The organism is Blastococcus sp. LR1 (assembly GCF_020166105.1).
GTDB lineage: Bacteria > Actinomycetota > Actinomycetes > Mycobacteriales > Geodermatophilaceae > Blastococcus.
In genome coordinates this window covers 39,852-56,678 of record NZ_JAIUJY010000004.1, presented here as the reverse complement: position 1 = coordinate 56,678, position 16,827 = coordinate 39,852, and the positions used below count along the sequence as shown (strand labels likewise).

Here is a 16,827-nt window from a genome sequence, read left to right as displayed (position 1 = left end):
GGGCGCACGCACACCGGCGCGGGAGACGATGGCCCCATGCCGGACCCGATGCCGACCGCTGCTCCCGACGCGCTCCCGCTCGGCGACGACCTGCGGGCCTTCGTCGACGCCTCCCCCTCGCCCTCGCACGCCGTCGCCGAACTGGCCCGCCGGCTGCGCGCCGCCGGGTTCACCGAGCTGGCCGAGGCCGACTCCTGGGCGCCCGCGCCCGGCGGGCAGCACTTCGTCGTCCGGCACGGCAGCCTGATCGCCTTCCGGGTGGGCTCCGGTGCACCGGCGGAGTCGGGGCTGCGGATCGTCGGCGCGCACACCGACTCCCCCACGTTCAAGGTCCGGCCGAACAACGACGTCCGGCAGGCCGGCTACCGGCTGGTCGGCGTCGAGCCCTACGGCGGCGGGCTGTGGCACACCTGGCTGGACCGCGAGCTGACCGTCGCAGGCCGCCTGGCCCTGCGCGGCGGGACGACGGCGCTGGTCCGGCTGCCCGGGGCGCCGCTGCGGCTCCCCTCGCTGGCCATCCACCTCGACCGCAGCGTGCGCGAGGGGCTGACGCTGGACGCCCAGCAGCACCTGGTGCCGGTGTGGGACCGCGACCTCGGCAGCGAGCCGGGTCTGGTGGAGGCCCTCGCAGCGGCCGCCGGGGTCTCGGCGGGCGACGTCGTCGGCCACGACCTGGTGCTCGCCGACACCCAGCCCGCCGCCCGGGCCGGCGCCGACGGGACGTGGATCGCCGCGCCGCGGCTGGACAACCAGTTCTCCTGCCACTCCGGCGTGCTGGCGCTGCTCGCCGCGCCCGCCGGGGATCGCACCCAGGTGCTCGTGTGCAACGACCACGAGGAGGTGGGCAGCGGCTCCATGTCCGGGGCGCGCGGCAGCTTCCTGGAGGACGTCGTCCAGCGCCTGGCCGCCGACCCCGCCGATCCGCAGGCGGTGCACCGCGCGCTGGCCCGATCGGTGCTGGTCTCGGCGGACATGGCTCATGCCGTGCACCCCACCCGCTCGGAGCGGCACGAGCCGTCCCACCGGCCGCAGCTCGGCGGTGGCCCGGTGCTCAAGGTGAACGCCAACCAGGCCTACGCCACCGACGCGACGACCGGCGGCTGGTTCCGCGAACGCTGCGACGCCGCCGGTGTTCCGCTGCAGACCTTCGTGACCCGGGCGGACCTGCCCTGCGGCAGCACGATCGGCCCGCTGACCGCGACCCGGCTGGGCGTCCCGACCGTCGACGTCGGTGCGCCGCAGCTCGCGATGCACTCCTGCCGCGAGCTCGCCTCCGCCGACGACGTCCCGCTCATGGTCGGCGCGCTCACCGCCTGCCTGGCGGACTAGCTCCGGACAGGCGAACGGCGGCCGGCCGGGTCGGAACCCGGTCGGCCGCCGTTTCGGTGCCGACCCCCTAGGGGGTCCTTCGATCAGACGCGCCGGTCGGTGTCCGTGGCGCCGTCCACCTCGATCTCCTCCTTGCGGAGGGTCTCGTCCACCTGCACCTGCTCGGTGACGGTCTCGGTGTCCAGGCGGACCCGCTCGACCGGGACGGCCTCCTTGGCGACCACGGGACGCTCGGCGTGCAGCGTGACCTCGTGCTCCTCCTCGGAGATGGCCGGCCCGTCCATCGCGTTGCCGGCGTTGGCCTCGGTGATCGGCTCGCGCTCGACGCGGACCTCTTCCCGGGCGACCGGGACGGTCTCGGTGACGTTCTCGCTCACCACGTACTTGCGGAGACGGGCGCGGCCGACCTCCTCGGACCGGGTGCCCACGCTCAGGCGCTCCTCCGACCGCGTCATCGCGTTGTCGGTGGTCGGGCCGGAGGTGTCGTGGCCCACGGTGCCGTGCTCGTTCGTCATGTCGGTGCGGGCCGTGTCGGTGCGCCCCGTGTCGACCATGCCCGTGGTGGTGGTGTCGGTCTGCATGCCGGCGTCGCTGCCGCCGCCGAGGCCGTAGTAGGCGTAGAGCTCCTGCTCCTCCTGCGGGGAGAGGTGCCCGTCGGTGTCGATCTTCGGGGCGTCCTTCACGCGGGCCTTGGTCACCGGTACGCGGACGCCGTCGTTGGTCAGGTCGGCATCCCGGATGGGGACGAAGGACTCCTTGGTGCCGAACAGGCCGGTGCGAACCGTGACCCACTCGGGCTGACCGGTCTCGTCGTCGAGGTAGACCTCGGAGGCCGAGCCGATCTTCTCGCCGGCCTCGTCGTAGACGTCCTGGCCGATCACGCGGCTGATGGTGTCGGTACCGATCATCGGGGTGTGGCTCCTCACTGAGCTCGAGTTCGTGTCCGTCACTCCAATGGGTGACCGGGGAGATCACCGCGAAACGAGGCGAGGCCCGTCGGAACCGCTCAGAAACCCGTTACGAACGGTAACGGCCATCGTGACACTCGGAGATGATCACGCTTTCGCGGTTTACTCGCAGGTCAGCAGACAGATGGTCGTGCACGACCGGGTGGACCGTTGAGTGCCGCAACCGTCGTAGTTCCGATCACTCTGCGTGACACCCGTCGGCGCGGGCGTGTCGTCACGGATCGGTCCCGTCCGTCCGTCCGGCGCGTCGCCCACGCGTAGACGGTTTCGTTGCTCAGCATGGAGGCGTGCCTCCCCGTTCTCCCTACGACAACCTCGTCCACCCGCGAACCGTGAAGAAGCCGGTGCCGCAGGTGGAGGCCGAGAAGGACCTCGTGGTCGAGGACCCGAGCTCGGGCTTCGTCGGCGCGGTGGTGCGCTGCGAGAAGGACGTCGTCCACCTCGAGGACCGCTTCGGCCGGACCCGCGGCTACCCGCTCGGCCCCGGCTTCTGGGTCGACGGCCGGCCGGTCGTGCTGGTGCGGCCGAAGCACGCGGTCGCCACGGCACCGACCCGCAGCGCCTCGGGCTCCACCTACGTGGCCAACGCCCGGGCGCGGGTCGCCCGCGAGGGCCGCATCTACGTCGAGGGCAAGCACGACGCCGAACTCGTCGAGAAGGTCTGGGGCCACGACCTGCGCATCGAGGGCGTCGTCGTCGAACCCCTGCACGGCGTGGACGACCTGCCCGCGATCGTGAAGGAGTTCCGCCCGGCCTCCGGTCGGCGGCTCGGCGTGCTGGTCGACCACCTGGTGAAGGGCTCCAAGGAGTCCCGGATCGCCGACCAGATCACCGGCGACCACGCGCTCGTCGTGGGACACCCGTTCATCGACATCTGGCAGGCCGTCAAGCCGTCCGTCGTCGGCATCAAGGCGTGGCCGACGGTGCCCCGCGGTGAGGACTGGAAGACCGGCGTCTGCACGCGGCTGGGCTGGGAGGACGACACCGGCTACGTCTGGGCGCAGCGGATCCTGGCCCGGGTACGCACCTGGACCGACCTGGAGCCCACGCTCATCGGCCGGGTCGAGGAGCTCATCGACTTCGTCACCGACGCACCGTGATCCTCCGGATCACACCGCGGCCAGGTGCCGTCCCCTTGGTGGGTTGAGCCCACCAGTGCCTCGCGGCGGGAGCCTCCGGCCCCACACCGCGAGACACCCAGCGGCTCGTCCCCGGCTCAGCTGTGCCGGGGACGGCTGCTGGCCGCGGTCCTGACGCGGAGCGTCAGGGGATGTAGTTGAAGGTCTCCGGGTCGGGGCCGGTGCGCTCGCGGCGGTCGAGACCGCTGATCGAGGCGAGGTCGCCGGTCTCCAGCTCGAAGTCGAACAGCGCGAAGTTCTCCGCCATACGCTCGCGGGAGGAGGACTTCGGGAAGACGACGTCGCCGCGCTCGATGTGCCAGCGGAGCACGACCTGCGCCGGAGTCCGGCCGAGCCGCTCGGCGATCGCGACGATCGCCGGGTCGTCGAGCACCTTGCCCTGGGCGATGGGCGACCAGGCCTCGGTGACGATCTCGTGCTCGGCGTTGAACGCCCGGACGTCGTCCTGCGCGAGGAAGGGGTGCACCTCGATCTGGTTCACCGCGGGCTTGATCTCGGTCTGGTCGAACAGCCGCTGCAGGTGGTGTGGGTTGAAGTTCGAGACGCCGATGGCCTTGGCCCGGCCGCTGGCGTAGATCTCCTCGAACGCCTTCCAGGTCTCCACGAAGTCGACGTCGATGCCCGGCAGCGGCCAGTGGATGAGGAAGAGGTCCAGGTAGTCGAAGCCGAGGTCGGCCAGGCTCTGGTCGAAGGCGCGCAGGGCGTCGTCGCGACGGTGGAAGCCGTTGTTCAGCTTGCTGGTCACGAAGATCTCGCCGCGGTCGATGCCCGACCGCGCGACGGCCTCGCCGACGCCCTTCTCGTTGCCGTACATCTCGGCGGTGTCGATGTGGCGGTAGCCGACCTCGAGGGCGGTGCTCACGGCATCCGCGGTCTTCTCCGGCGGGACCTGGTAGACGCCGAAGCCGAGCTGCGGGATCCGCACGCCGTTGTTGAGGTCGATGGTGGGCACTGCTGAAGCCAAGACTGATCCTTCCGATCGGGGTTCCGGGGGGCCGCGCACCGATAGGTCGTGCGCGATCGACCCCGGCTCCGCCTACCCGGTGGTGCGGCCCTCAACCACCTCGGCCGGAGCCCGCCCCTCGCCGATGAGCGCCGATCCGGCGAGCGCCAGCGCCCCTGCGGCCGCGGCCGCGAGCGCGGGGACGGCGAACGCCGCCTCCGCTCCCCAGGCGTCCACGGCGGCACCGGCCAGCGCCGATCCGGCGGTGACGCCCAGCGTGAGGCCGGTGATCGTCCAGGCCAGCGACTCGGTGAGCACACCGGGCGCCACGCGGGACTCCACCAGCGACGTCCCCGAGACGAGCACCGGCGCGATCGTGAGCCCGGCGAGGAACCCGACGCCGACCAGCACGGGGAGCGACCCGACGCTCCACAGCAGCTGCGCGGCCAGGCCGAAGGCGACCGCGGTGCCGACGAAGCGGGCGGCGAGCGTGCCGGGCAGCTTCGCCAGGCCGTAGGCCAGCCCGGCCAGGAGGCTGCCGAAGGCGAAGACGGCAAGGGCGAGGCCGGAGAGCGCCGGCGCGCCCTCCTCCTCGGCGAACCCGACGACGACGACGTCGAGGCCGCCGAACACCGTGCCCACCGCCACGTACGCGACGACGACGACGAGCAGCGTCGGCGTCATCACCGACCGGCGCCGCTTCGGGGCACCCGGGTCGGCCTGGTGCAGCGGCGGTTCGGTGTCGCGCTGGGAGGCCAGCCACCAGCCGCCGACCACCCCGAGCACGATCCCGGTGAGGAAGCCGACCGGAGGCGCGATGAGGGTCGCCAACAGCGTCACGAGGGGCGGGCCGAGCACGAACACCACCTCGTCGACCACCGCCTCGAAGGCGTACGCCGTCTGCCGGCCGGCCGGATCGAGCACCGCCGACCAGCGCGCGCGCACGAGCGAGCCGATGTTCGGGCTGCTGAGACCGGTCGCGGCGGCGAGCAGGAACCAGCTCCAGCGCGGCGCCCCGCTGACGACAGCGACGACGAAGGCGATACCGGTCAGCAGGGTGGCGGTCACGGCCACGCGGAGGATCACGCCCTGCCCGCGCCGGTCCATCAGCCGGGCCCACTGCGGGCCGGCCACCGCGAAGGCCAGCGCCAGCGTGCCGGAGACGGCGCCGGCCAGGCCGTAGCTGCCGGTCTCGCCCTCCACGAGGAGGACGGCGCCCAGACCCAGCATCGGCGCCGGGAAGCGACCGAGCCAGGCGGCGGTGGAGAAGGAGCCCGAGCCGGGAACGGCGAACAGGCGGAGGTAGGGCCCGAAGAGGGTGCGGGGTGACACGGGGTTCGTCTCGCGCTTCCTGGCCACAGGCGAGTGCGGGTGATTCGTCCGCCGGTACCTCGGGTGGCAGGGGGAGCCTAACGGGGGTCCGGGAGCCGACGCCGCCGCATTCGTCGGTCGGCGCGGCTACATTCGGGCTGTGACCAGCAGCAGCCCGCTCCCCGATCCCCGGGTGCGCGTCCCCGAGGCGCCCGCCCCGGGCAGTGGCGGGCTGGTCGACCGGTACGGCCGCACCGCCACCGACCTGCGCGTCTCGCTGACCGACCGCTGCAACCTGCGCTGCACGTACTGCATGCCGCCCGAGGGCCTGGACTGGCTGCCCAAGGTCGAGGTGCTCACCGACGACGAGATCGCCCGGCTGGTGCGCATCGGCGTCGAGCACCTGGGCATCCGCGAGGTCCGCTTCACCGGTGGGGAGCCGCTGCTGCGGCCCGGGCTGCCCGGCATCGTGGCGGCGGCGACGGCGCTCTCGCCGCGCCCCGAGGTGAGCCTGACGACGAACGCGATCGGGCTGTCCCGGATGGCCCCCGCGCTGGCCGAGGCCGGGCTCGACCGGATCAACGTCAGCCTCGACACCCTCGACCGGGACCGGTTCAAGCAGCTCACCTACCGCGACCGGCTCGACGACGTCCTGGCCGGGCTCGCCGCTGCGCAGGCCGCCGGGCTGACGCCGGTCAAGGTGAACGCCGTCCTGCTGCACGGCATCAACGACATCGACGCCGTCCCGCTGCTCGACTTCTGCCTGGAGCACGGCTACCAGCTGCGGTTCATCGAGCAGATGCCACTGGACGCCCACCACGCCTGGACGCGTGGCCGGATGGTCACCGCCGAGGACATCCTCGAGCGGCTCTCGACGGCGCACACGCTCACGCCGGACACCGAGGAGCGGGGCTCGGCGCCGGCCGAGCGCTGGCTGGTCGACGGCGGACCGGCCACCGTGGGCGTCATCGCGTCGGTGACCCGGTCGTTCTGCGGCACCTGCGACCGCACCCGGCTCACCGCCGACGGGCAGATCCGCAACTGCCTGTTCGCCCGCGAGGAGTCCGACCTGCGCACCGCGATGCGCGACGGCGCCACCGACCAGGAGATCGCCGACCGCTGGCGGATCGCCACGCTCGGCAAGCTGCCCGGGCACGGCATCGACGACCCGAGCTTCCTGCAGCCGACCCGGCCGATGTCGGCGATCGGCGGCTGAGATGGCCGACGTTCCCGGAACCGTGACCGTGCGGTACTTCGCCGGCGCCCGGGCCGCGGTCGGTGTGGACACCGAGTCCCGCGAGGCCGGCAGCCTCGACGAGCTGGTCGGGCAGATCGTGGCCGACCACGGCGAGCGGCTGGAGCGGGTGCTCACCGCCTGCTCGTTCCTGATCGACGGCACCACCACCCGCGACCGGGCCGTGGCGCTGTCGCCCGGAGCGGTGGTCGACGTCCTCCCGCCCTTCGCCGGCGGCTGACCTGCAGGAGGATGTGCCCATGAGCATCTTTGAGAGGGCGAAGGCCAAGGCCGAGGAGCTGCTGGGTCGCGCCGAGGAGTTGTACGGCGAGTCGCACGGCGACGCCGCCGCCACGGTCGCCGGCGAGGCGCACGTGGGCAAGGCCGAGGCCGAGGAAGAAGCCCTGGAGCGCGGGGAGCGCCGTCCGGACGACGAGGGGACCGCGGCGGCGCGCTAAGGCGTCGGGGCGTCCAGCCGGATCGCCACCAGGGCGACGTCGTCGTCGGGCCGCCCGCTGACCAGCCGGTCGATCAGCTCGTCGCACAGCTCCGGCAGCGGCAGGGCCGCGAGCTCCGTGACGACGCCCCGCAGCAGGTCCATGCCGACGTCGAGGTCGCTGTCCCGCCGCTCGATCAGCCCGTCGGTGACCAGGAGCACGGTCGACCCCGGGGCCAGGTCGAGCACCGACTCGCTGCGCGGGGCGTCCGTGCCCGAGCCGAGCAGCCGCTCTCCGCGCCACGACCCGACCTGGTGCACCGCGCCGCCCGGCTCGACGACCAGCAGCGGCAGGTGCCCGGCGTTGGACCACCGCAGCCGCGTGCACCCCGCGGCGCCCGGCTCGAAGCGGGCGACCGCCGCGGTCGCGTAGGTGCCGACGTCCAGCTGCGTCATGGCCGCGTCGAGCCCGCGCAGCACCTCGGCGGGGCCGGCGTCGCTGTACGCGGCGATGCCGCGCAGCAGCGCGCGGATCTGGCCCATGGCAGCGGCGGCCTCGGTGTCGTGCCCGACGACGTCCCCGATGACCAGCACCGTGGCCCCACCGGGCTGCCGGAACGAGTCGTGCCAGTCACCGCCGACCCGCGCCGCCTCGGCGGCCGGGGTGTAGCGGACGACGACCTCCGCGCCCTCGGGCTGCACCGGCGCGCTGAGCAGCCGGCGCTGGAGACCCTCGGCCAGCTGCTTGTGCTGGTCGAACAGCCAGGCGTTGTGCAGCGCCAGCCCGACGCGGTCGGCGACCTCCCGCGCGGTGAGCAGGTTCTCCGCCGACGGGGCTCGTCCGCTCGCCGACAGCAGGGTGAGTGCCCCGACCACCCGGGCGTTCCCGAGCAGCGGGAGCGTGGTGACCGAGGGCGGCCCGAGCTTGCCGAAGATCGCGCGCATCTCGGGATCGGGCAGGCCGTCGAAGGCCGCCTGTCCGGTGGTCACCACCGTCTCGCCGCGCAGCGACCGCAGCACCGGCGCGTCGGCCGGCAGCCCGGACAGCCGCCGCTCCGCGTATCCGGCGAGCAGGTCGCGCTTCTCCGGGTCCACGTGCCAGGAGCCGGCGTCCCGCGGGCGACCGCTCTCGTCGAGGACGGTGAGCAGACTGCCGTCGCCGAGCTCCGGGGTGAGCAGCCGCGGGATCCGGCGGATGGCGTCGGCGACGTCGAGGGTGCCGGTCATCTCGGCTCCGACCCGCGCCAGCATCGCCAGCCGGCCCTGCGCGGCACGGCGTTCGGTGACGTCGCTGAAGTAGAGCGCGAGCCCGGTGTCCACGGGCACGGCGTAGGCCTCGAACCAGGCATTGAGCGGATCGGGGTAGAACGCCTCGATCATCTGGGGAACCCGGGCGTCCATCGCGTGGCGGTAGACCCGGCCGAACTCGTTGTGCAGGTTCGCCGGGAACGCCTCGAAGAAGTTCGTGCCGATGAGCTCCGCCGGCGTCGTGCCGACGACCGCGGAACCGGCCGGGTTCAGGTGGGTGACGACCCAGTCGTGGTTGATGGCCATGAAGCCGACCGGCATCGCCTCGAGCAGGGGGTCGAGCGGGAGCGGCACCGCCGACCTCCACCTGTTGCGCTTCCCGCGCAGACAGGGCGGATCCCACCCCGCTGTTGGAGCCTGCGCAGCGTACGCCACGTCGGCCCGGAACCGTGAGCGCCGAGCCCGTGCAGGATCCGGCTGCACGGGGATAATGGACGACATGGTTCCGGCGCACGTCGCCGACGTCGCACCGTGGCGGGACTGGACGTCCGCCGCGGACGATGCGCTGCGCTTCCTGCACCACCACGTCGGCTGGGACCTGTGGATGGTGACCCGGCTGGTGGGTGACCATCAGGTCGTCCTGCGGGCCTGGCCCGACCGCGTCGTCCGGCCCGGGACCCGGGTTCCGTGGGCCGACACCCTCTGCCGGCAGATGGTCGAGGGCAAGGCTCCGCGGATGGCCACGGTCACCGCGATCGTGCCCGAGTACGCGGCGCACGCGCAGCAGCCCCTCGGAACCGTGGGCGCCTACGTCGGCATCCCGCTCCTCACGCGGGACCTCGAGCTCTTCGGCACGCTGTGCGGCGTCTCCTCGCGGGCCAAGCCGCGCAGCGCCGCCCGCGAGCTCTCGGTGATCGAGGCGGCGGCCCGCACGCTGAGCAGCCTGATGGCGGCCGGAATGCAGCCGCCGGCGGCACCTCCTCCCCCGGAGTAGGAGCCGGCCGGTGCGCCGACGGCACCCCACCTGCGGCAGGATCGCGCCCATGCGGGCGGAGCAGGTGACCGGGCCGGTCGCCCACCACGGCGAGGGGCCGGTCTGGTGGCCCGGCTGGGGTGGGCTGCGCTTCGTGGACATGCACGCCGGGGACGTCCTCACCCTGTCCGCCGACGGCGGGGTCCAGCGGTTCTCCGTGGGCGCGGTCGCGGCGGCTGTGCGTCCGCGACGGGGCGGTGGCGCCGTCCTCGCCGTCGAGCGCGGCTTCGCTCTCGAGGACGCCGACGGGTCGCTCGTCCCCCTGCCCCCCGTGTGGGCGGACGAGGGGGTCCGGATGAACGAGGGCGGCTGCGACCCCGACGGGCGCTTCTGGTGCGGCTCCATGGCCTACGACCAGGCAGCCGGCGCCGCCTCGATGTACCGGCTGGACCCCGACGGTGGCGTGCGGCGGGTGTTCGGGGACGTCACCGTCTCCAACGGCCTGGAGTGGAGCCCCGACGGGACGCAGGCGTATTACGCCGACACCGCGACCCACCGGGTCGACGTCTTCGACTACGACACCGACGCCGGGCTCACCGGGCGCCGTCCCTTCGTGACCATGACCACCGAGCAGAACCCCGACGGCCTGACCGTCGATGCCGAGGGCGGCGTGTGGGTGGCGCTGTTCGGGGGCGGGGCGGTGCACCGGTACGACGCGGCCGGCCGGCTCGACGCGGTGGTCGAGGTGCCCACTGCCCAGGTGACCGCCTGCACCTTCGGCGGGCCCGGCCTGGACCAGCTGTTCATCACGACGTCCCGGCAGGGCATGGAGCCCGACGCTGACCCACGGGCCGGCTGCCTGTTCCGCGCGACCCCCGGCGTCCGCGGCCTGCCGGTTCGGGAGTACGCCGGCTGACCGGTCAGGGACAGGCGACCCACTCCTCCTCGCCGTCGGTGAAGACCTGCCGCTTCCAGATCGGCAGCCGCTTCTTCACCTCGTCGACGAGATCGGCGCAGGCGGTGAAGGCCTCACCCCGGTGCGACGCGCTGACCGCGCAGGCCAGCGCGACGTCGCCGATGCCGAGCAGGCCGATGCGGTGGCTGACCGCGACGGCGTGGATGCCCGGCCGGGCGGCGAACTCCTCGGCCAGCTCGGTGATGACGTCGGCCGCGGTGGGGTGGCCGACGTACTCCAGCTCGGTCACCGACCGGCCGCCGTCATGGTCGCGGACGACGCCGGAGAACGACACGACAGCTCCGGCCGCCTTGTCGGCGACGGCGTCCTCGTGCTCGGCGACGGACAGCGGCTCGTCAACCACCTGAGCGATCACGGCGCCGAAGGTACCCCCGACGGCGGCACGTCCAGGTCCGCCGGATCCGCGAGGCCGGTGCAGTCGACCTCGGTGACATCGTGCGCCGCCAGGTAGCGGCGGGCACCCTCGTCGCCGGTGAGCGTCTCGATCACCCCCGCCCAGTGCTCGCGGCCGAGAAGCACCGGATGGCTGCGGACGCCGTCGTAGGTGGCGACGGCGAGGGCGTCGGGAGCGGCGTGCCCGGCCAGCTGCTGCAGCGCTCCCGGCGTCATGCCGGGCATGTCGACCAGCGTGATCAGCGCGGCGTCGACCGTGCCGGGGAAGCCGCGCAGCCCGTCCAGGCCGGTGCGCAGCGAGGAGGCCATGCCGGTCTCCCAGTCCTTGTTCGCCAGCACGGTGGCGCCGGTGAGGTCCGCGCTGCGCCAGACGTCGACCGCCTGCGCGCCGAGGACGACGAGGACGACGTCGCACGCCGCCCGCGCCGTCCGCACCGCCCGCTCGACCAGCAGGCTGCCCTCGTACTCGACCAGCGCCTTCGGCATCCCGTAGCGGCGGCCGCCCCCGGCGGCGAGGACGACGGCTGCGGCGTTGCTCATGCCCCCACCCTCCCAGGAGCCGACCAGGACGTTGGTGATCAGGTCACCTGATCAATCTGGGTCCTACCTCACGGTCGACGGTGAGCTAGGACCCGTAACGATCAGGTCTCCTGATCATCAGCGCTCGTAGACGGCGACCTCGGAGGCCTTCACCGCGGCCCACACCTGCCCGCCGACGACGAGGCCGAGCTCGGCGAAGGCGGTCGCGGTGACGTCCGCGACCAGCGGGACCTCGCCGGCGAGGTCGCAGCGGACGGTGGCCCCGTGCGGGGTGGCGCCGACCAGGGTGACCGGCCAGACGTTGCGCGGGCTTCCGTCGGGGCGCGACAGGTAGAGCGCCACGGACTCCGGCCGGATCGCGGCGAACACCGCGCCGGTCGCCTCCTCCGCGACGGAGACCGCTCCCCCGCCGTCCACGCGCACCGTGCGCCCCTCCGCCGTCCCCGGCAGCAGGGCGAGCCCGACCAGCCGGGCGACGTAGTCGGTGCGCGGGCGGCGGGCGATCTCCTGCGGCGTTCCGGCCTGGACCACCCGGCCCTCCTCCACGACGACGACGCGGTCGGCCAGCGCCATCGCGTCCACCGGGTCGTGGGTGACCAGCACCGTGCTGCCGCGGAACTCGGCGAGGTGCCGCCGCAGCTCGGCCCGGACGGTCAGCCGGGTGCGGGCGTCCAGCGCGGAGAGCGGCTCGTCGAGCAGCAGCAGGGCCGGCTGCCCCACCAGGGCACGGGCCAGCGCCGCCCGCTGCGCCTGACCGCCGGAGAGCTCGGCCGGCCGCCGGCCGCCCAGCCCGTCGAGGCCGACCCGCGTCAGCCACTCGTCGGCCGACCGGCGCGCGGCCGGCTTCCCCGTGCCACGGGTGCGCAGCCCGAAGGCGACGTTGTCGGCGACGCTCAGGTGCGGGAAGAGCAGCGCGTCCTGGAAGACCATGCCCAGCGGTCGGCGGTGCGCGGGGCGGTGCGCGCCGTCGCCGTCCCAGACCTCGCCGTCGACGACGACGCTGCCGCCGTCCGGCGGCAGCAGCCCGGCCAGCACGCGCAGGAGCGTGGACTTGCCGGCGCCGTTCGGTCCGAGGACGGCGAGCACCTCGCCGTCGGCGACCTCGACGTCGAGCTGCAGGTCGAGGGTGCCGCGGCGGACGGCGACGGCGGCGCGCAGGCTCACGCGGTGCCCGCCCGGCCGAGCCAGCGGTCGCGGAGCAGCAGCAGGGTGGCCAGCGAGACGCCCAGCAGCAGCACCGAGAGCACGATCGCGGCGTCCGGGTCGCGCTGGAGGGCCAGGTAGACGCTCAGCGGCATCGTCTGCGTCGTCCCCGGGAAGTTGCCGGCGAAGGTGATCGTGGCGCCGAACTCGCCCAGCGCGCGGGCCCAGCAGAGCACGGCGCCCGCGGCGATCCCGGGCGCGACGAGCGGGAGCGTGACCCGGCGGAACGTCGTCCAGCGGCCGGCGCCGAGCGTGGCGGCGACGTCCTCGAACCGGGCGTCGGCCGCGCGCAGCGCACCCTCGACGCTGATCACCAGGAACGGCATCGCCACGAACGTCTCGGCGATGACGACGGCGGTCGTGGTGAACGGGATGGTGAGGCCGAAGGCCTGGTCCAGCCAGCTGCCGACGATGCCCTGGCGGCCGAGCACGAGGAAGAGCGCGACGCCGCCCACGACCGGGGGCAGCATGAGCGGCACGGTGACCAGGGCGCGCAGCACCGTGCGCCCGCGCGCCCGCGAACGGGCCAGGACCCAGGCGAGCGGCACGCCGAGCAGCAGCGAGAGACCGGTCGCCAGCGTGGCCGACACCAGCGACAGCCGCAGCGCCTGCCCCACGCCGGGCGCGGTGAGCTGGGTGCCGAGCTGCGACCACGGGGTGCGGATCAGCAGCCCAGCCAGCGGCAGCGTCAGGAAGAGGACGCCGATCGCGGCGGGGATCAGCAGCGGCGCCGGGACCCGCGTCCCCTCGCGGGTGCGGCTCACGGTTCGAAGAAGCCGGCGTCGGTCAGCACGCGCTGTCCCTCTTCCGAGAGCAGCAGGTCGGTGAAGGCCCGGGCCGCGGCCGGGTTCGGGGCGTCCTCGAGCACGCCGACCGGATACGCGTTCCTCGGCGCGATGCCCTCGCGGAAGCCGAAGGCGAGAACCGAGCCGCCCGAGGCGCGGACGTCGGTGACGTAGACCAGGCCGGCGTCCACCTCGCCGAGCTGGACCTTGGTGAGGACGGCGCGCACGTCCTCCTCGTAGGTGTCGGGCACATCGGCCAGGCCGGCCGCCTCGAGGAGCTGCGCGGACAGCGCCCCGCAGGGCACCTCCGGCGCACACACGGCCATGGTGACGTCGTCCGGGAGCAGCGTGGCGAGAGTCGGGACGCCACCACCTCCGGGGAGCGCGATCCCGGCGGGGTTCTCCACGGGAACGGCGAGCATCATCGCGTTCTGGGCGAAGACGTCGGTGCTCTCGACGAGCGCCTCGCCGGTCAGCCGGTCCATCTGGACCTCGTCGGCGGAGGCGAAGACGTCCGCGGGGGCGCCCTGCGCGATCTGGCCGGCCAGCGCCGAACTCCCGGCGAAGTTGAACTCCACCTCCAGGCGCGGGTGCTGCGCCTCCAGCTCCTCCCCGAGCGCGGTGAAGACGTCGGTCAGCGAGGCGGCGGCGAAGACCGTGAGCGTGCCGGACAGCTCGTCGGCGGCGGGCGCCGCACTCCCGGCCGCCGCCTCCTCCGGGGGCGCGTCGGCGTCCTGGGCGGTGCAGGCGGAGAGCGCCAGCAGGAGCGGCAGCAGCAGTACCGGGACGCGCATGCGGCAGAGCAGAGCAGATTTCTCCGCATCTGCGCAAGGGGCTGCCACCCCGAGCCGCAACTGCGCTCAGGGGACGTCGATGCTCACCTGGGTGGCCTTCACCGTCGCGACGGCCCGGACGCCCGGCTCCAGCCCGAGCTCGTCGGCCGCCTCGCGGGACATCAGCGAGACGACGCGGAAGGGGCCGGCCTGGATCTCCACCTGCGCCATGACGGTGTCCCGGACGACGTGGGTGACGATGCCGGCCAGCCGGTTCCGGGCCGACGACGGCGTGGTTCCGGGCTCGGGCGCCTCGCGCAGCTGGGTGGCGAGCCTCGCCAGCTCGGCGCCCTCCACCACTGTCGGACCTGCGGCGTCGCGCCGCGCGGGGAGGCGGCCGCTGTCGACCCACCGTCGGACGGTGTCGTCGCTGACGCCGAGCAGCGCCGCCGCCTCGGCGATCCGGTAGGAGGTCGCCACGGACCGCACCCTAGATCCGCGTCTGCGGAGACGGCAAACCCCGGCTCCTCGCCCCTCCGGGCAGCGGCCTAGCTGAGCCAGGAGCGCTGGAGCCGAGCGAGACCGAGGGCGACGAGAGCACTCGTCAGCCCGCAGACGAGTGTCTCGACGAGGACCCAACCGGTGGCGGTCACGGCGAGTTCGAGGTCGTTGGCGGCGACGAGGAACACGGTCGCGCACACGAACCCCGTGGGTGCGGCGATGAGCAGCGGGCCGGCGAGGGTCCAGCGCTGGACGGCCCGCACCTCGCCGGCGGAGAGGGCTACGCGGATGAGCCGTCGATCCTCGTCCACGACGGCGAGGACCCGGTTGCCGTAGGACTGCAGGAAGGCCAGCAGCAGCAGGAGGAGCCCGACGGAGCTGGCGGCGAGCAGCCACTGCTGGGCAAGGGGTGGGGCGAGGGCCTGAGCGCCGAGGACGCTCAGGTTGACGGCTGACAAGGTCGGGTTGACGGCCCGCCAGACAGCGGAGTCGGTCGGTGTGGGATCGCCGGTGATGAGGACGGTCTGGACGCTTCCGGCGGGGAGCTCGGGAGGGGCGCCGAGGACCGGCACGCTGGACGTGGCGTCCTGCCAGGCCTGGGCGGCACCGGCGCTGAGTTCGCCGTTGACGCACGCTCGCGCCGCAGGTCCGCCGATGACCGGGAGCACGGCCTGGCAGGTGGGCAGGTAGGCCCGAGGGGTCTCACCCTCGGCCTGGTGCAACGGGATGACGGACGCAGGAGCCAGAAGGTCGGCGACGAGCTCCGCGTCGCCCGGTCGCGAATCCCGCCAGTCGAGCAGGTACATGGTCCCGGGAGGGCCCTCGAGAGCGGCCGAGGCGGTGAATCGCTGGTGGATGCCGGTGAGGGCGCCGGCGACGAAGACCAGCGCGGCGATGGCTACGGCGGGCCGGGCAAGGGCTGTCGGGGAGAAGCGCAGCCGCTGGCCGGCCAGCCAGCGAGGGGCGTTCCGGGAGGCTGCGAGCCTGCTGCCGAAGCGCTGCACGAGCCACGGCAGGGCCACGGGGATGCCGGCGAGGAGGACGAGGAGGGACGCCCAGATCAGCGGAGCTCCGGACTGGGCGCCGAGGAGACGGCTGAGCAGCAGCAGCAGGCCTGCCAGGACCAGTGGCGTGAGCTTCCACGCGGAGACGGACGCTGCCGGGCGGCGGCTGCTGGACCGTGCTGAGGAAGACCTGCCCACCCCGGTGGTCAGGGCGCCGAGCACGGCGAAGAGGACGAGCGCGCCGACCGCGGCGCCGCCGACCAGGGCCGGGGGGATCGCCAGCCCTCCTGGTGGCAGGGCGATGCCCGAGAACGGCAGATCCGACAGCCGCGGAGCGACGAGCACCCAGCCGGCGAGGGCGCCGAGGACACCGACACCCGCCAGTGCGGAGGTCTCGACGGCGGCGAGAGCCCGTAGCTGGACCCCGGTCAGACCGAACCGGTGCAGCAGGTGGAGTCGGCGGGTCCGCAGTGGCGACAACGCAGCGGCGGCACTCGCGGCGAGCACCAGGGCCGGAAGCAGGAACAGCCATCCACTGGTGAACAGCGCCGCGGCGAGAGACGGCGCGGCAGGGTCGGTCTCGAAGGTGATCGTCGGGTCGTGCGGGCCAGGCCCGAAGCCGACGACGGAGATGAGCGCGCCGCCGGTGCCCAGGGAACGGCCGGCGGGCGGACGTGCGTACGCCAGCCACTCCGAGGGGACAGCCAACCCTTCGGGTCCGATCGTGCCGTCGGGGCCGGTGCCGACGGGACTGGTGACCAGACCCAACCCGTCGACGGCTCCGGACTCCACGAGCCCTGGGGATGCCACCACCGTTCCCGGCTCGGGCAACCGCTCCAGGCCGGGGGGGAGGACCGACGGGTCGGGGTCGGAGCCGACGTCGAGCCAGAGCACGGGAAACTGGCGCTCAGCCCAGATCTCTCCCCGCAGCGACATCGTCAACGGAGCAGGTGCCGGCTCCTCGCGGGTCAGCACGGGCATGCGGTCCGCACGGCGCTGCTCCGCTCCCGCAGCCAGACCGACGACCCCGATGCCGAGCAGGACGGCGAGAGTGGCCAGCAGCGCGGACAC

Annotated in this window: 18 protein-coding genes; 7 read left to right on the top strand and 11 right to left on the bottom strand. The window is 73.8% G+C overall.

From position 1 onward, the window contains the following. Window positions 1-36: 36 nt before the first annotated feature. Window positions 37-1,329 carry a M18 family aminopeptidase gene (locus tag LBW97_RS12110; protein WP_224499638.1) on the top strand — a complete coding sequence of 431 codons (1,293 nt, stop codon included), beginning with the start codon at window positions 37-39 and terminating at the stop codon, window positions 1,327-1,329. Window positions 1,330-1,412: 83 nt separating this feature from the next. On the opposite strand, the gene LBW97_RS12105 is transcribed toward LBW97_RS12110, so the two are convergent. Further along, on the bottom strand, window positions 1,413-2,237 hold the full coding sequence (locus tag LBW97_RS12105; RefSeq protein ID WP_224499637.1) for a DUF2382 domain-containing protein: 825 nt from the start codon (window positions 2,235-2,237) through the stop codon (window positions 1,413-1,415). A gap of 347 nt (window positions 2,238-2,584) precedes the next feature. Between LBW97_RS12105 and LBW97_RS12100 the strand changes: the two genes are divergently transcribed. Next, window positions 2,585-3,397, top strand: coding sequence for a DUF3097 domain-containing protein (locus LBW97_RS12100; protein WP_224499636.1), 813 nt, complete (start codon window positions 2,585-2,587; stop codon window positions 3,395-3,397). A 163-nt stretch (window positions 3,398-3,560) separates the two neighbouring features. Here LBW97_RS12100 and LBW97_RS12095 read toward each other — a convergent pair whose 3' ends face one another. Further along, window positions 3,561-4,400, bottom strand: a complete 840-nt coding sequence (locus LBW97_RS12095) for an aldo/keto reductase (RefSeq protein ID WP_224499635.1) — start codon at window positions 4,398-4,400, stop codon at window positions 3,561-3,563. Between the two features lie 72 nt (window positions 4,401-4,472). Beyond that, entirely contained in the window at window positions 4,473-5,711 is a 1,239-nt protein-coding gene (locus LBW97_RS12090; RefSeq protein WP_224499634.1) for an MFS transporter, read from the bottom strand. Between the two features lie 139 nt (window positions 5,712-5,850). Between LBW97_RS12090 and moaA the strand changes: the two genes are divergently transcribed. The 3 genes from moaA to LBW97_RS12075 are packed head-to-tail and all read left to right on the top strand — an operon-like array spanning window position 5,851 to window position 7,382. Beyond that, complete coding sequence (gene moaA, locus LBW97_RS12085) at window positions 5,851-6,906, top strand: GTP 3',8-cyclase MoaA (RefSeq protein ID WP_224499633.1); 1,056 nt, start codon at window positions 5,851-5,853, stop codon at window positions 6,904-6,906. Window position 6,907: 1 nt separating this feature from the next. Then, a complete protein-coding gene (locus LBW97_RS12080; RefSeq protein ID WP_224499632.1) occupies window positions 6,908-7,165 on the top strand; it encodes a MoaD/ThiS family protein in 258 nt (85 codons plus the stop codon). A 19-nt stretch (window positions 7,166-7,184) separates the two neighbouring features. Next, window positions 7,185-7,382, top strand: a complete 198-nt coding sequence (locus LBW97_RS12075) for a hypothetical protein (protein ID WP_224499631.1) — start codon at window positions 7,185-7,187, stop codon at window positions 7,380-7,382. On the opposite strand, the gene LBW97_RS12070 is transcribed toward LBW97_RS12075, so the two are convergent. Next, complete coding sequence (locus tag LBW97_RS12070) at window positions 7,379-8,962, bottom strand: SpoIIE family protein phosphatase (RefSeq protein WP_224499630.1); 1,584 nt, start codon at window positions 8,960-8,962, stop codon at window positions 7,379-7,381. The two genes, LBW97_RS12075 and LBW97_RS12070, sit on opposite strands and share 4 nt — an antisense overlap. Window positions 8,963-9,107: 145 nt before the next feature. On the opposite strand from LBW97_RS12070, the gene LBW97_RS12065 reads away from it, so the two are divergent. Together LBW97_RS12065 and LBW97_RS12060 are read left to right on the top strand one after the other, a co-directional pair. Continuing rightward, window positions 9,108-9,602: a histidine kinase gene (locus LBW97_RS12065; RefSeq protein WP_224499629.1), complete on the top strand. Its 495-nt coding sequence runs from the start codon at window positions 9,108-9,110 to the stop codon at window positions 9,600-9,602. Window positions 9,603-9,651: 49 nt separating this feature from the next. Further along, complete coding sequence (locus tag LBW97_RS12060; RefSeq protein ID WP_224499628.1) at window positions 9,652-10,497, top strand: SMP-30/gluconolactonase/LRE family protein; 846 nt, start codon at window positions 9,652-9,654, stop codon at window positions 10,495-10,497. A gap of 4 nt (window positions 10,498-10,501) precedes the next feature. Here the strand turns inward: LBW97_RS12060 and LBW97_RS12055 are convergent, their stop codons facing one another. The 7 genes from LBW97_RS12055 to LBW97_RS12025 form a co-directional block, all read right to left on the bottom strand. Beyond that, entirely contained in the window at window positions 10,502-10,912 is a 411-nt protein-coding gene (locus tag LBW97_RS12055; protein WP_224499627.1) for a molybdenum cofactor biosynthesis protein MoaE, read from the bottom strand. Then, on the bottom strand, window positions 10,909-11,490 hold the full coding sequence (locus tag LBW97_RS12050) for an NTP transferase domain-containing protein (protein ID WP_224499626.1): 582 nt from the start codon (window positions 11,488-11,490) through the stop codon (window positions 10,909-10,911). Before LBW97_RS12050 ends, LBW97_RS12055 begins: the two co-directional genes overlap by 4 nt. Before the next feature lie 117 nt (window positions 11,491-11,607). Next, the gene (locus LBW97_RS12045; protein ID WP_224499625.1) at window positions 11,608-12,654 is read right to left on the bottom strand and encodes an ABC transporter ATP-binding protein; all 1,047 of its coding nucleotides are present in this window, start codon (window positions 12,652-12,654) and stop codon (window positions 11,608-11,610) included. Further along, window positions 12,651-13,457, bottom strand: a complete 807-nt coding sequence (locus LBW97_RS12040; RefSeq protein ID WP_224499624.1) for an ABC transporter permease — start codon at window positions 13,455-13,457, stop codon at window positions 12,651-12,653. Before LBW97_RS12040 ends, LBW97_RS12045 begins: the two co-directional genes overlap by 4 nt. Then, window positions 13,454-14,272, bottom strand: coding sequence for a molybdate ABC transporter substrate-binding protein (modA, locus tag LBW97_RS12035; RefSeq protein ID WP_224499623.1), 819 nt, complete (start codon window positions 14,270-14,272; stop codon window positions 13,454-13,456). The genes LBW97_RS12040 and modA overlap by 4 nt, the downstream gene beginning before the upstream one ends. 66 nt (window positions 14,273-14,338) lie before the next feature. Beyond that, complete coding sequence (locus tag LBW97_RS12030; protein WP_224499622.1) at window positions 14,339-14,731, bottom strand: molybdopterin-binding protein; 393 nt, start codon at window positions 14,729-14,731, stop codon at window positions 14,339-14,341. A gap of 68 nt (window positions 14,732-14,799) precedes the next feature. Then, window positions 14,800-16,827 (bottom strand): hypothetical protein, encoded by a 2,028-nt coding sequence (locus LBW97_RS12025; protein ID WP_224499621.1) that lies wholly within the window; start codon window positions 16,825-16,827, stop codon window positions 14,800-14,802.

Excerpts from the sequence above, each read along its gene's own strand:
- LBW97_RS12065 (WP_224499629.1), top strand. The coding sequence starts at position 9,108 with ATGGTTCCGGCGCACGTCGCCGACGTCGCACCGTGGCGGGACTGGACG.
- LBW97_RS12105 (WP_224499637.1), bottom strand. The coding sequence starts at position 2,237 with ATGATCGGTACCGACACCATCAGCCGCGTGATCGGCCAGGACGTCTAC.
- LBW97_RS12075 (WP_224499631.1), top strand. The coding sequence starts at position 7,185 with ATGAGCATCTTTGAGAGGGCGAAGGCCAAGGCCGAGGAGCTGCTGGGT.
- LBW97_RS12060 (WP_224499628.1), top strand. The coding sequence starts at position 9,652 with ATGCGGGCGGAGCAGGTGACCGGGCCGGTCGCCCACCACGGCGAGGGG.
- LBW97_RS12110 (WP_224499638.1), top strand. The coding sequence starts at position 37 with ATGCCGGACCCGATGCCGACCGCTGCTCCCGACGCGCTCCCGCTCGGC.
- LBW97_RS12050 (WP_224499626.1), bottom strand. The coding sequence starts at position 11,490 with ATGAGCAACGCCGCAGCCGTCGTCCTCGCCGCCGGGGGCGGCCGCCGC.
- LBW97_RS12080 (WP_224499632.1), top strand. The coding sequence starts at position 6,908 with ATGGCCGACGTTCCCGGAACCGTGACCGTGCGGTACTTCGCCGGCGCC.
- modA (WP_224499623.1), bottom strand. The coding sequence starts at position 14,272 with ATGCGCGTCCCGGTACTGCTGCTGCCGCTCCTGCTGGCGCTCTCCGCC.